The organism is Nodosilinea sp. FACHB-131 (assembly GCF_014695395.1).
In the GTDB taxonomy this organism is placed as follows: domain Bacteria; phylum Cyanobacteriota; class Cyanobacteriia; order Phormidesmidales; family Phormidesmidaceae; genus Nodosilinea.
The window spans coordinates 100,319-113,219 of sequence record NZ_JACJOF010000007.1; the positions used below are offsets into that span (position 1 = coordinate 100,319).

Below are 12,901 nucleotides of genomic sequence, written 5' to 3' on the forward strand. Positions count from 1 at the left end.
TTAGCCCGCAGTGGGTTTGGGGCTGGTCAGTACGACTAGCGAAAAGTCGGCTACGGCGATCGCCTGTCCAGGTTTGTAGACCTGCTTGTCATTCACGAAGCCAGCAGGCTTTTCAGTGTCAATCACCATCGACCAGGGCTGGTGCCTAAGCAGGGGTGGAATACAAAAATCTTGAGAATCGGCTTGGGCATTAAAAAATAGCAAAAAGCTGTCATCCTCTAGCCGTTGACCCTGGGTCTCAAAGCCCATCAGCTCTTCGCCGTTGAGGAATACCGTAATCGCCTTGGCCGAGCCGCCATACCACTGGTCGGCTGTAATTTCGCTGCCGTCAGGGTTGTACCAACCGATGTCGTGAACCCCAGAACCATGAATGGCGCGTCCCTGAAACCAGTGGCGACGGGCAAAGGAAGGGTGGGTTTGTCGGAGCTGAATCAGCTTACTTGTAAACGACAGCAGGTCATGTCCTAAGGGGCTCAAGTTCCAATCGAACCATGACAACTCGCTATCTTGGCAGTAGGTATTGTTATTGCCCTGCTGAGTACGGCCGAGCTCATCACCACCGAGCAGCATGGGAACCCCCTGGGAGAGTAACAGCGTAGCCAACAGGTTGCGCTGCTGCTTATGCCGCAGAGCCAGAATGGTTGGGTCATCAGTTTTGCCCTCTGCTCCGCAGTTCCAAGAGCGGTTATAGCTCTCGCCGTCGCGATTGTTTTCGTGGTTAGCGAGATTATGCTTCTCGTTGTAGCTCACCAAATCCTGCAGGGTAAAGCCATCGTGGCAGGTGATGAAGTTGATACTGGCATGGGGACGTTTGCCGTTGGCTTTATACAGGTCAGAACTACCGGTAATCCGAAAGGCAAACTCGCCCAAGCGGCAGTCATGGTCACGCCAGAAGTCGCGCATCGAATCGCGGTACTTGCCGTTCCACTCTGACCACAGCAGCGGAAAGTTGCCCACCTGATAGCCCCCCTCCCCCAAATCCCAAGGTTCGGCGATCAGCTTAATAGTGGACAGCACCGGATCTTGGTGGATGATGTCAAAGAAAGCTGCCAGACTGTCTACTTCGTACAGTTCCCGAGCCAGCGCTGAGGCTAGATCAAAACGAAAGCCATCGACGTGCATCTCTAGCACCCAATAGCGCAAGCTATCCATAATCAGCTTGAGCACTTGCGGATGGCGTACGTTGAGGGAGTTGCCGCAGCCGGTGAAGTCCATGTAGTAGCGGGGAGCATCTTCGACGAGGCGATAGTAGGCCGCATTGTCGATGCCTCGTAGGCTGATGGTTGGCCCTAGGTGGCTGCCTTCTCCGGTGTGGTTGTAGACCACATCTAAAATGACTTCAATGCCGGCCCGATGCAGCGCTTTAACCATCTGCTTAAACTCGTTGACCTGGCCACCCGTCTGCCCAGCGCTGCTATAGCCGCCGTAGGGAGCCAAATAACTGAGTGAGTCGTAGCCCCAGTAGTTGCGCAGCCCTGTGTTAGCTAGATGCCCTGGATAAGCATGGAAGTGGTGAACAGGCAGCAGTTCTACAGCAGTAATGCCCAAACTGCTGAGGTGGTCAATTATGGCTGGATGAGCCAGCCCGGCGTAGGTGCCCCGTAGCGGTTCTGGGACGTCTGGATGGCGCTGGGTCAGCCCTTTAACATGAGTCTCGTAGATAATAGTGCGATGCCAGGGAATATCAAGGGGGCGATCGCCCTCCCAGTCGAAGCTGGGATCAATCACCACAGCCTTGGGCATAAACGGGGCGCTATCGACCTCAGAAAACGACAGATCGAGGTTTTCGAGATCGTTTGTCGCCTCTAGGTCATAGCAAAAAATAGCAGGGTCAAACTGCACATCGCCGTCTACTGCCTTAGCGTAGGGGTCAATGAGCAGCTTATAGGGGTTGAACCGCTGCCCAGCCTTAGGATAGTGGAGCCCCTGTACCCGGAAGCCATAGCGCTGCCCAGGCCCCACCCCGGCCAAATAGCCGTGCCATACGTAATTATCGACCTCAGTGAGAGGAATTCGAGTTTCCTGATCAGCCGCATCGAACAGACAGAGGTCGACCCCTGTAGCATTTTCTGAAAACAGGGCGAAGTTGGTGCCCGTGCCATCCCAAGTGGCACCCAGGGGATGGGGACGACCTGGCCAAACTTGCATTCCCATGGTGAGTGCTGTGTTGCTTAAAGATCCTAAGTTCAACGACGCTGAGGCTGACGACCCATTGGGGAGCCCCCATCGAAAAGGCTTCGCCGTGCCAATGCATCGTGCCTATCCCAGGGTAACAGGCTACGGGAATGGGCGTGGCAATGGCAAGAGGGGTTTGGCATTCCTGAGGCTTATCAAACTTTTATAGTCTTACGGTAATGTTGCCAGGAGAGATTGGGTTGTCGATCGCAATCCGTGTCGAACAATACTGATCGGCTTTGTAAACTTCATGGGTAGGAGTGGTAAGCAATGCCTCTCACAAAGCGTTGTGTAGCTGAATTTTTTGGGACGTTGTGGTTGGTACTGGGCGGCTGTGGTAGCGCCGTGCTGGCCGGTAAGTTTTTAGATAGCAGCGGTGCCTTTAACCTAGGCATTGGCTTTTTGGGTGTTTCGCTGGCGTTTGGTTTGACGGTGCTAACCATGGCCTACGCCATTGGCCATATCTCAGGTTGTCATCTCAATCCGGCGGTATCCTTCGGGCTGTGGGCTGGGGGACGGTTTCCCAGTAGCGAACTGCTGCCCTACATCGTGGCTCAGGTGTTGGGGGGCATTGTCGGGGCTGGCATCATCTACATTATTGCCACCGGACAACCAGGGTTTGCCATTGACCCCTCCGTGGGCAATCCTTTGGCTACTAACGGATTTGGGGCTCACTCACCCGGTGGGTTTAGCCTACTGGCTTGCTTTGTGTGCGAAGTGGTGATGACCTTCTTTTTCTTAGTGGTTATCTTGGGGGCTACTGACTTTCGCGCTCCAGTAGGTTTAGCCCCAGTGGCGATTGGCCTGGCGCTGACGCTAATTCACCTCATTAGCATTCCAGTAACCAATACGTCTGTGAACCCGGCTCGCAGCACAGGTCCAGCTCTATTTGTCGGTGGCCCGCTGTTTGCCCAGCTGTGGCTATTCTGGGTGGCGCCTATTTTAGGGGCGCTGCTGGCAGGGTGGTTCTATGCCACGTTCTTTTCCGTTGATAGAGAACCAGCGGTTCAAGTTGAAAGTGCCAAGCCAGCCGTCTAGCGCAAAACCTCAGACCCCAAGTTGCTAGCTCGCTCTGGTGGTTTAGGGTCTAGACTCCATCATTGAAATTGTGGACACAGATTGGGGGGAGGCATTCCCCCAGTTTTTTGTGGTCCAAAGGTTAAGGCAGCTGACGGCCACAGCTGCCGCAGAAACGATCGCCCTGGGCGATCGCAGCCCCGCACTGGGTACAAAATTTTGGGGTGTTAACCGCCGGCGTGCCCAAGCCGAGGGTCATCTTACCCATACGCAGGGTCATGGGGTTGCTCGACATCTGCATGTCGCCCATTTGCATAGGAGCCATAGGTGGCATGGGCGGCATTGGGGCGATCGGAGAAGGCGCAAGTTCGGTCGCCTGCATGGGAGTGGCCTGATCGGCAACCCAGGCTGTGGTAGGTGCGGCTTCAATCTGCATCCCCTGAATCTGCCAAAAAAACGTTCCCTGGGCCGCAACGCAGCGCAGGAGCACCCCGTTGCTTACCCTGGCTATTTGAGGTGTCTCCGTCCAGGGGCCCGTATGCACCTGGGTGCTTGACTGCTGCTGTTGGCCGACACCAGCGCTGACTAGGGTAATGAGAGTGATGGAACCGGGGTTATCAAGATATATCTTTTGGCCAGGGCTAAAATCGCAGTGGTAAGGCATAGTTAACGGTGCTAATTCTGCTAATAACCTAAAGCTGTTTGAATTCGTTAAACCTAGGCTATAAGTATGCTAGGGCAAGCCCCTGACCTCTAGCCGTTTTTTCAAACCTTTTGGTTTATTGACTCGGTTTAGAGCTGGTTCAAGGCTCCCCTTGGGGCGCTTTGGGAAAACCAAGGACAGGTCAAACTAAGCGTTTTTAGACCCGCCGGCTAAAATCGGATAGTCAAATGAGTCCTTTGTCTAAGGTTGTAACTGCTAATTATTTAAGGAAGACATGCCCAAGCCTGGCCAGGCGGGCTTGGGTATGGCGCGATCGCTGCCATGGCTAAAAAAAGCGCAGGGCTACTCATGTATCGAACCCAGGATCGCCACCTAGAGGTGCTGTTGGTGCACTCAGGTGGGCCTTACTGGGCCAATCGCCGCTGGCAAGCCTGGACAATTCCCAAAGGCGAAATCGACCCTGGAGAAGACACCTTTGAAGCCGCCAAGCGCGAATTTTTAGAAGAAACTGGGCAAGTTCCGACTGGCAGCTTTCGCCCCCTACAGCCGGTACGCCAGGCGGGGGGCAAGCTAGTCTTTGCCTGGGCCTTCGAGGGCAACTTTAACCCTGCAAATCTACACAGCAATACCTTCGTTCTAGAATGGCCACCCAACTCTGGCGTGCTACGGGAGTTTCCTGAGGTAGACCAAGCCGCTTGGTTTGAGCTAGAAGAGGCCAAGAGACGCATCATCAAAGCCCAAGGCCAGTTTTTAGACGAACTAGTGCGAGTGCTGGGACAGGTGCCTTTAGCGTGAGTGCTTTTGGGTGCTTGGCAGACTTCAAAGGGTAGGCTGTTGCAAAAACTGCCGCAGTCGCGCCATCACCAAGCTTTGACCCAGGTTTAAAGGCAGGGCCGACACTCCCTCCAGGCGCGACTGCACCCACTGATCACCCCAGTACCATTCATGGAAGCCATCAATTCCGCCAGATAGCACCATGTAAAGGCTGTGGTCATTTACATGTTTGACATCGTGGTGAATTTCAACCGGGCCAAGGTAACTGTTAAAGCTCAGACCACTATGGATTTTGCCAGGCAACCCCTGGCTAAACTGTTGGGGCCAAAGCCACCGCCGAAATTGGCTGGGCTGCACCAAGCTGGCCTGAATATGCTCGTGGTTGGCATTGACTTCGATGCGGAGGTGGCTGTGCTGAAATGTGCCTAGCATAGGGTAGAGTCCGCAAACAACACCTCTCAGTATGCCAAAAGAAACCCGATGGCATGCAGGCACAGAGGCGGCAAGCAAGCTCTCTCCTGAAGGTAGGCAAATCACTCCAAACCCCTACTCACCAAACCTCTTACAATAATTAATAAGCAATATTAAGTGAAGACTAGGGCAGCGCATGGTAGATCAACTGATTCGGGCTACCGCCGCCGATGGCGGTATACGGGTGGTAGGCGTCATCACCACTAAGCTTACTGAGGTGGCCCGGCAGCGCCACAACCTCTCCTACGTAGCTACCGCTGCCCTGGGTCGTACCCTTTCGGCGGGTCTGCTGTTGGCCTCCAGCATGAAACAACCCCAGGGCCGGGTGAATATTCGCGTGCGGGGAGACGGCCCCCTTGGTGGCATTTTGGTAGATGCCGGTATGGATGGTACTGCCCGTGGCTATGTGGATAACCCGGCTGTGGAGCTGCCTCCCAATGCCCAGGGCAAGCTTGATGTTGGCGGAGCCGTAGGTCGCAATGGCTATGTCTATGTCGTGCGCGACATGGGCTATGGCTACCCCTACTCCAGCACTGTTGGGCTAGTCTCAGGGGAAATTGGCGATGATCTCACTCACTACCTAGTGAACTCTGAGCAAACCCCCTCGGCCCTGATCCTGGGTGTATTTGTAGGGGCTAATGGGGTTGAGGCGGCCGGGGGCCTGCTGCTGCAAATTTTGCCCCGAGCTGCCGAAGATACCGAAATGGTGACTTTGATTGAAAGTCGTTTGGCAGGCTTGACCGGCTTTACCCCCCTGCTGCGGGCCAACAAGACGTTGCCGCAGATCTTTGATGAGCTGGTGGGCGATCTGGGCCTGGAAATTTTGCCCGAAACTCAAATGGTGCAGTTTTCTTGCCCCTGCTCGTTCGATCGCATGCTGAGAGCGCTCAAAATGCTGGGCGAAGATGAGCTGCAAGACATGATTGAGACCGATGATGGGGCCGAAGCTATCTGTCATTTTTGCAATGAGGTCTACCACACCAACAGCGATCAGCTAGCGCAGCTCATCGAAGATCTGCGTGAGGAGCGCCAGGAGGCGAGTCGTTGAGGTTTGGGGAAGATGATGAGATGAGGAAGCTAGGGAATGGATTCTGTTATTGAATCAATCCCTACAGGGCTTAGCTGCTCCTTACCGCAGCATCTTCTCGTCTTTCCTATTGACCCATCAATCGCCGATAGGCCAGGGCCAGCGCCCCCTCATCTCCCACATTGCCGGGGAAAAGCACTACTGGCAGATCGGGAAACTGGGGGTGGTCGGCGGGGGTGCGCACAGCAGAGACGCCGGGTAAAATTTGGCCGAGCAGACGGGCAGTACGCAGCGCTAACCCAGTGCTGAGGGTGTCGTTGGAGGTGATGCCGCCTTTGCTGATGAGAAATCCAATCTCGTCGGGCAATCCTTTGACCACGTCCATTAGCAAGGAAGAAACTTCGACACCAAAGTCGAGACGGGCTTGAACGGTATTGAAGGTGAGTTCCTGGCGGCTGGTGTAAACCACTGGCACCTGACCGCCGTCGTGGGCCTGGTTTACCTGGTCAAGAATATCGGCTAGCGCCGCTTTGTGATGGCCGGGTTTGCCGTCTCGGAGCTGTGCTACGTCTACTTCAATGCCAGTCACCCCAGGTTCCTGTAGTAGCTGCTCAAGCTGCTGGGTGGTTTTTTGCACGTGGGAACCGACGATGATGGCTCCAGGGCGACCACCGCGCACGTAAGTGCGCATGTGATTGGCGTCGATGGGCTGGGGAGGAAGGGCGGCCAGGGCTGTGAGAATGCTGGCAGCACTGCGAAAGAGAAATTTTTTGCTTTGGGCGGCGGCAGCGAGCAAATCCTGGGCAAACTGGTCCAGGTCAGTCTGGGTTTCACCATCCACAGCGCAGCAGACGTTGTGCTCTAGCCCCATTAGCCGCTCTAGCGAACCCGTCCGAATATCCTCAAGGGTAAAGCGTTCTACGGATGCAGCTGGGATGCGGCCTGAGGTTTTTTCGGCAACGTAGTCAGGCAGATAGCTGGTGCTGTAGCCAAACACTGAATCTTGAGCAAACTCGGTTTCGTGGACGGGGGTGGGGACGCCATCCACCATGAGGTAATGAACGCTGTCGCGGGTAATGCGTCCCCCCTCAAAAAAGGCGGGCACCAAGAAGTGGGCATCGAAGGGGCCTAGTTCTTGGGCGATCGCATCGGTCTCCACCGGATAGTGTCCCCGCAGGGTCGAGTCGGAGCGACTGACAACGAGAAAATCCTCGATGCCTTCAAGGGCGATCGCCTGCTTGAGATGCTGGCAAACCTCTCGGGTCACCTGCTCAGCGGCGACGGCGGTGAGCGCGCGGGTGTTGGTCAGCACAAAGAAAATCGGCGAGGCATCGCGCAGCCCCTGACGTAGGGTGTCTACGTCCCACTGCATGAGCAGCAGGCAGCTGTGCACCGTTTGAGAACCGGTAGGGTCGTCGTCTAAAACAATGATCTTGGGCTGAGCCATCGGTGCCGGCCTCGACGGGATGAACAAAAATCACTATCGCCCATTGAGGACGCGTTGGCCAAGGTAGCTCCAAAAAAATAGGGTTCCTAGCCATGGCTAGGAACCCTATTTTTGTTTTGGTGGCGGGGCATGGATTTGAACCATGGACCTTCGGGTTATGAGCCCGACGAGCTACCAGACTGCTCTACCCCGCGTCGGCTTATTCAATATAGCGCTAAATGTTCTTAGATAACAATCTAATTTTCTTTTTTAATCAAATTTCTTCAGCAATTGCCTGCATGTCGAATCTTCGAGGCGGCTGAAGCGGGCGAATAGCGGTACAGCGTTGTCCCCCAAGCGGAATCGTTTGTCTCCACAGGTCAGCGGCTCTAACAGGCATCGTCCTGGGGGCGCAGGAGAATCACTGCGGATAGTTAGTACATCATGGGCAGATCGCCGACGACGTCGAGCCGGGTAAAATCGCCAATTTTCATATAGGTTTCGGCTAGGGTGTCGGCCACTGTGGGAGTGATCCAGCCGAGTTGCCTCAGGGTAAAGATCGCGGTGGCGTACTTGGCTCGCTTGGCCCCGTCGATTACCTTGATCGACAGGCCTAGACCTTCACCCACCCGCCCAATGCACTGAATGCCTTCGGCCCCCGATTTGCTGACCAGAGCCCCATGGGTAAGATTCATCAGCGTGGTGTCGAAGCTGCCGGGGCCGCCCACCATGTCGGGGTGGCTAATCATGGCCCGGACAATACGCTCCATGTCGAGGTTTTTGCCCGAGGAGAGCATGGCAAACAGGGAAGCCATCTGGCTCAGCTGCATGAAGTAGGTGGGAGCACCACAGTCGTCATGGGCGCAGATAAACTCGTCAGAAGGCATGCCCAGCAGCTCTGAAATGCGGGTCAGGATCAGCTTTTGTACTGGGTGGCTGCGATCGAGATAGGTTGCTAGGGGCCAGTTGCGCTGCTGACAGACGGCCAGCATACCGGCGTGCTTGCCTGAGCAGTTGTGCTCAAGGGGGCTTTTCTTGCCTGCTGGAGTAGGACAGCGTAAGGCCGTAGGGTCGAGATCAGCTTGCCAGAGAATGTGAAAGGCCTGACGCGCCTGCTCGATGGTGCCCTGGTGAGAGCCGCACATAATGGCTAGGTCGCGATCGCCAAGGCTGTAGCGCTCTAGCGCTCCGGCTGCGGTCACCGCCAGGGCCTGAAATGGTTTGAAGGCAGAGCGAATAAAGGTACCTAGCTCGCCGTTGCCCGCCACCGATAGGGTGCGCCCCCGATCGTCGCATACCGCTACGTGGGCCAGATGGGTAGCCTCTACAATGCCCTCCCGCAGCAGCTGAATTTCTAACTCTTTGGTTTGATGGCGATTAACCCGACTGCTGGTCATAGGGAACGCTCTGCGGTGGTGTACAACGTTGATGTAGCGGCGATGACAACTATACCAGGGGCCAAGCAATCAGTCCCAGGGCGAGCAGCAGGGCCATGACCCCCAGAGTGCGGCGAATGCGCTGAAGTACAGGCTGCACCTCATAGTCGACGATCAAGCGATCGCGGTTTGAGACCTCCTCCGGTTTGACCCAGAGCTGACCGTCGTACCAGCCCGACTCTTCGTAGGGTACGGTAGTTTGCCGCAGGCGTCCGCCCACGTGAGCCCACCCCACGTAGAGCTGAAGGAGGGCCAGCACGGGCAATACCAGAGCCCCCAAGGCTCCACTGAGGCTAAAGGAAAGGGGATGCTTGGCTGGGGCAAAGCTGGCGGCGGCTATGGGCCCAGCCACAACCCAACCTACCAGCCAAAGAACAGCGACGGGTTTGAGATAGCCTGCCAGATCTCGGCTGCCCCAGCCGTAAAACCAGGACTCGCGCACGTCCTGGTATTCGTTGATAGGCTGTTGCTCAGCCGGTACTGGACATCGTTGAGTCATGGCCACCGACAATACGCAAATCTAGCTATAGCCTAAACGAATTGCCTACCAATAGGAATCGCTGAGCGGGAATTTGTGTTTCAACCGACAATGGCCGCGAGGGTGAAGCGGTAAATTCCAGTTCAACTCGATTTCAAAACTGGGCCGGGCTAAAGTGCTGGCCCGAGGGTTGGTAGAGGATTTGGTTGGCATGACCCCAAAATGCCTCTAGATCATAGTAATCTCGAGCCTCAGGCATGAAGATATGGGTGATGACTTCACCGTAGTCCATGACGATCCAGCTGCCCTCGCCTTGACCTTCGACCCGCAGAGGGCGGCGGTTGTGGTCGCTTTCGAGAGTAGCCTCAATGGAGCGGGTAATGGCGCGCACCTGCACGGCTGAAAAGCCGGTGGCAACTACAAAATAATCAGCTAAGTACGACACATCTCCCACCTGGAGAATTGTGATGTTGCCTGCTTTACGCTCATCGGCGGCGGCCGCAATGGCGTAGGCCAGTTGAAGGGCATCGTCCTCAGCTTGATTCGGCGCAGGGGTATCGGTAGCAGCAGGCGGGCGGTGGGAAGACTGGGTCATACGCAAAGACGTAATGGGACAATTACGGTGGCTATGGTTCAGACTTACTGCACCGATACACCGTAGCTTCATTCTAGAGGATGACTCCAAGGGGGCGCGGACTGGCTCTCTCCACGGTCATAATCTGTTATGGAAAGTTCCGGCCCTGCCCGAGGTGGGGCAAAGTTCGAGATCCCAAACGGGGCACAGCGTATATCATTGATCGTCAATATTTAGCGGCTGAAAAGTGGCTGCAAAGGCGGGGTGGCGGTTGGTTTCTGCCCCTCAGGCGTGGATACTCTACGGCTCGTCTTTGAACTCTACAGGGGAAGATATACCATGCCTCAACTTACGCAAGGGCTCATCGTTGCTGCTTTAATCGGCCTGCTGCTGGCGATCATCGTGGGGTATTACCTGCGCCAGAGTCAGGTAAATGAGTTGACCGAGGCCTTGCAGCAGAGCCAAAAGCGCAAAGAGGGGCTAGAAAAAGAGCACGAGCAGCGGCTGCGCACCGCCACCCAGCAGCTGCAAAAAGATTATGAAGCTCAGCTTGCTGAGAAAATGGAGCAGTATCAGGATCAGTTTGAGGAGCGGCGCGATCAACTAGAGTCTGAGTACCGCACCCGCCAGAGCGTGATGGGCGGTGCCCCCGTCGATGCCGATAGCACCACCGAACAGCGCATTCGCAAACAGTACGAAACCCGCCTCAAAGAAGCAGCTACCAAAATTCAGCAAGCCTACGAACAGCACCTGCAAGACAAGCTTGTGGAAGCGCGATCGCAGGCGCAGCAGGACTACGACCAGCGGCTGGCGGAGGCGATCGCCCATTACCAAGACCAAGAGCAAACTCGCCAGCCCCTAGCCCCTAGCGCTCTTTCCCTGGGTGCGCTGGTGCCAGATCAGACAGCCGTAGCTAGTGTAGATACCTCTAACGTCGCTGAGATCGAAGCCCGACTGCAGGCCGAGTATAATCAGCGTCTGGCCGACTACCAAGCCGACATGGACCAGCGTCTGGCCCAAATGAAACAGGACTACGAGGCCCGGCTCCGGATGACCCAGGCCAATGGTCCAGTGCCCGCTGCCCTAGACCCCGCTGCCCTAACCCCCTCCACCGCAGAGCTAGAACTCAATCTGCGACGAGAGCTAGAGGAAAGCCTCGGAGCGGAATACGAGCAAAAGCTGGCCGAGAAGATCGAGCACTACCAGGATGAGCTGACCCAGCGCACCCTGGAGCTTGAGCAGGCCTACGAAGCCCGTCTGCAACTGCAAGTTCCATCTTTCCCAGAGCCAGTTGCCCCTGTGGCCGATGCGCTAGCAGTAGATTTAGATATGGCCATGCTTGAAGAGGCTATGCCGCCAGAAGCTGCGATCGCCGACGAAGCTGCTCTGATCGCCGACAGCGAGATTAGCCTAGATATGAATGAGTTCTCCTCAGCAGTGCCTTCACCGGCAGTAGATGAGGAAGACTCAAACCTGGCTGCAATGCCGGAGAGTGAGGCAGACAGTGGTCAGGTTGATGATTGGGGCCTAGATGGTGATATTGACAGCGACGATCTCAACGTAGATGCATTCAATACATCAGAGCCAGACACTATCTCTGATCTATCTGAGCTGAATTTTGACGACGCTGCCGAATCTTTCCCAGAACCGACCTCGCCAGGGTTCGCCGCAGGCGAATTTGGCTTAGCTGGCCCCGTAGAGAGTGAACCAGAGAGCGTTCAAATTGACGACTTTGGCCTAGAGCCTGACGTTGACGCTGACAGTCTTGAACTCGGTGCCCTCCTCAACGAACCTGCCTCAGAACCCAGTTCTGAGTTTGCTGTGGATGAGTTTGCTTTTGAGGCAGCACCGGCATCGGATGAAAGCGATTTCGGCCTGGCTGGCCTGCTCGAAGATGAAACATCGAGTAGTCAAGCCAACGCCCTAGGGCCAGATACCGACTTCAACGCCGACAGTCTTGATCTCAATGCCCTGCTCAACGAACCTGCCTCAGAACCCAGTTCTGAGTTTGCTGTGGATGAGTTTGCTTTTGAGGCAGCACCGGCATCGGATGAAAGCGATTTCGGCCTGGCTGGCCTGCTCGAGGATGAAACATCCAGTAGTCAAGCCGATGATCTGGGTCTGGACACCGACTTTAACGCCGACAGTCTTGATCTCAATGCCCTGCTCAACGAACCTGCCTCAGAACCCAGTTCTGAGTTTGCTGTGGACGAGATTGCTCTTGAGGCGGCACCGGCATCGGATGAAAGCGATTTTGGCCTGGCTGGCCTGCTCGAAGATGAAACATCGAGTAGTCAAGCCGACGCTCTGGGGCCAGATACTAACTTCAACGCCGACAGTCTTGATCTCAATGCCTTGCTCAACGAACCTGTCTCAGAACCCAGTTCTGAGTTCGCTGTGGACGAGATTGCTTTTGAGGCAGCACCGGCATCAGATGAAAGCGATTTTGGCCTGGCTGGCCTGCTCGAAGATGAAACATTCAGTGGTCAAGTCGATGATCTGGGTCTAGACACCGATTTCAACGCCGACAGTCTCGATCTCAATGCCCTTCTCAACGAACCTGTCCCAGAACCCAGTTCCGAGTTTGCTGTGGACGAGTTTTCCCCGGAGACGGCTTCATCTGGGTTAGATGACCGGGACTTTGGTTTGGGTGCCTTATTGGAGGGCGAAGCAGACAGCGGTCAAGAGGATGAGTTTAGTCTGGATGCCGACTTTAACGCTGACAGCCTCGACCTCGACACCCTACTCAACACGCCTGCACCAGAACCTACCTCTGACGAACTATTAGACGATCTCGACGACCTTAGCAATCTAAGCTAATTGTCGCTCTATAACCGCCCGACATTCAGCCGTAAAAAT

The 12,901-nt window shown here is 55.5% G+C and carries 11 protein-coding genes and 1 tRNA gene; 4 read left to right on the forward strand and 8 right to left on the reverse strand.

Annotated elements, in window-relative coordinates; all coding sequences use genetic code 11:
* Window positions 1-2,154: a glycogen debranching protein GlgX gene (gene glgX / locus H6F75_RS03535; RefSeq protein ID WP_190749285.1), complete on the reverse strand. Its 2,154-nt coding sequence runs from the start codon at window positions 2,152-2,154 to the stop codon at window positions 1-3.
* Window positions 2,155-2,445: 291 nt separating this feature from the next.
* Here glgX and aqpZ point away from each other — a divergent pair, with 291 nt between their 5' ends.
* Window positions 2,446-3,213 carry an aquaporin Z gene (aqpZ, locus tag H6F75_RS03540; RefSeq protein ID WP_190749287.1) on the forward strand — a complete coding sequence of 256 codons (768 nt, stop codon included), beginning with the start codon at window positions 2,446-2,448 and terminating at the stop codon, window positions 3,211-3,213.
* Between the two features lie 121 nt (window positions 3,214-3,334).
* Here the strand turns inward: aqpZ and H6F75_RS03545 are convergent, their stop codons facing one another.
* Complete coding sequence (locus tag H6F75_RS03545; RefSeq protein WP_190749289.1) at window positions 3,335-3,856, reverse strand: zinc ribbon domain-containing protein; 522 nt, start codon at window positions 3,854-3,856, stop codon at window positions 3,335-3,337.
* A 321-nt stretch (window positions 3,857-4,177) separates the two neighbouring features.
* Here H6F75_RS03545 and H6F75_RS03550 point away from each other — a divergent pair, with 321 nt between their 5' ends.
* Window positions 4,178-4,651: an NUDIX domain-containing protein gene (locus H6F75_RS03550; RefSeq protein ID WP_190749291.1), complete on the forward strand. Its 474-nt coding sequence runs from the start codon at window positions 4,178-4,180 to the stop codon at window positions 4,649-4,651.
* 24 nt (window positions 4,652-4,675) lie between these two features.
* Here the strand turns inward: H6F75_RS03550 and H6F75_RS03555 are convergent, their stop codons facing one another.
* A complete protein-coding gene (locus tag H6F75_RS03555) occupies window positions 4,676-5,062 on the reverse strand; it encodes a hypothetical protein (protein WP_190749293.1) in 387 nt (128 codons plus the stop codon).
* 175 nt (window positions 5,063-5,237) lie between these two features.
* Here H6F75_RS03555 and hslO point away from each other — a divergent pair, with 175 nt between their 5' ends.
* Window positions 5,238-6,149: an Hsp33 family molecular chaperone HslO gene (hslO, locus tag H6F75_RS03560; RefSeq protein ID WP_190749295.1), complete on the forward strand. Its 912-nt coding sequence runs from the start codon at window positions 5,238-5,240 to the stop codon at window positions 6,147-6,149.
* A 106-nt stretch (window positions 6,150-6,255) separates the two neighbouring features.
* Here hslO and H6F75_RS03565 read toward each other — a convergent pair whose 3' ends face one another.
* From H6F75_RS03565 to rsfS, 5 genes are all read right to left on the reverse strand, one after another.
* Window positions 6,256-7,575 (reverse strand): four-carbon acid sugar kinase family protein, encoded by a 1,320-nt coding sequence (locus H6F75_RS03565; protein ID WP_190749297.1) that lies wholly within the window; start codon window positions 7,573-7,575, stop codon window positions 6,256-6,258.
* Between the two features lie 117 nt (window positions 7,576-7,692).
* Window positions 7,693-7,769, reverse strand: a tRNA-Met gene (locus H6F75_RS03570).
* Window positions 7,770-7,988: 219 nt separating this feature from the next.
* A complete protein-coding gene (locus tag H6F75_RS03575) occupies window positions 7,989-8,951 on the reverse strand; it encodes an asparaginase (protein ID WP_190749299.1) in 963 nt (320 codons plus the stop codon).
* Window positions 8,952-9,000: 49 nt separating this feature from the next.
* On the reverse strand, window positions 9,001-9,489 hold the full coding sequence (locus H6F75_RS03580; RefSeq protein ID WP_190749300.1) for a CGLD27 family protein: 489 nt from the start codon (window positions 9,487-9,489) through the stop codon (window positions 9,001-9,003).
* 133 nt (window positions 9,490-9,622) lie between these two features.
* On the reverse strand, window positions 9,623-10,063 hold the full coding sequence (gene rsfS, locus H6F75_RS03585) for a ribosome silencing factor (protein WP_190749302.1): 441 nt from the start codon (window positions 10,061-10,063) through the stop codon (window positions 9,623-9,625).
* 318 nt (window positions 10,064-10,381) lie between these two features.
* Here rsfS and H6F75_RS03590 point away from each other — a divergent pair, with 318 nt between their 5' ends.
* On the forward strand, window positions 10,382-12,862 hold the full coding sequence (locus tag H6F75_RS03590; RefSeq protein WP_190749304.1) for a hypothetical protein: 2,481 nt from the start codon (window positions 10,382-10,384) through the stop codon (window positions 12,860-12,862).
* Window positions 12,863-12,901: the final 39 nt, after the last annotated feature.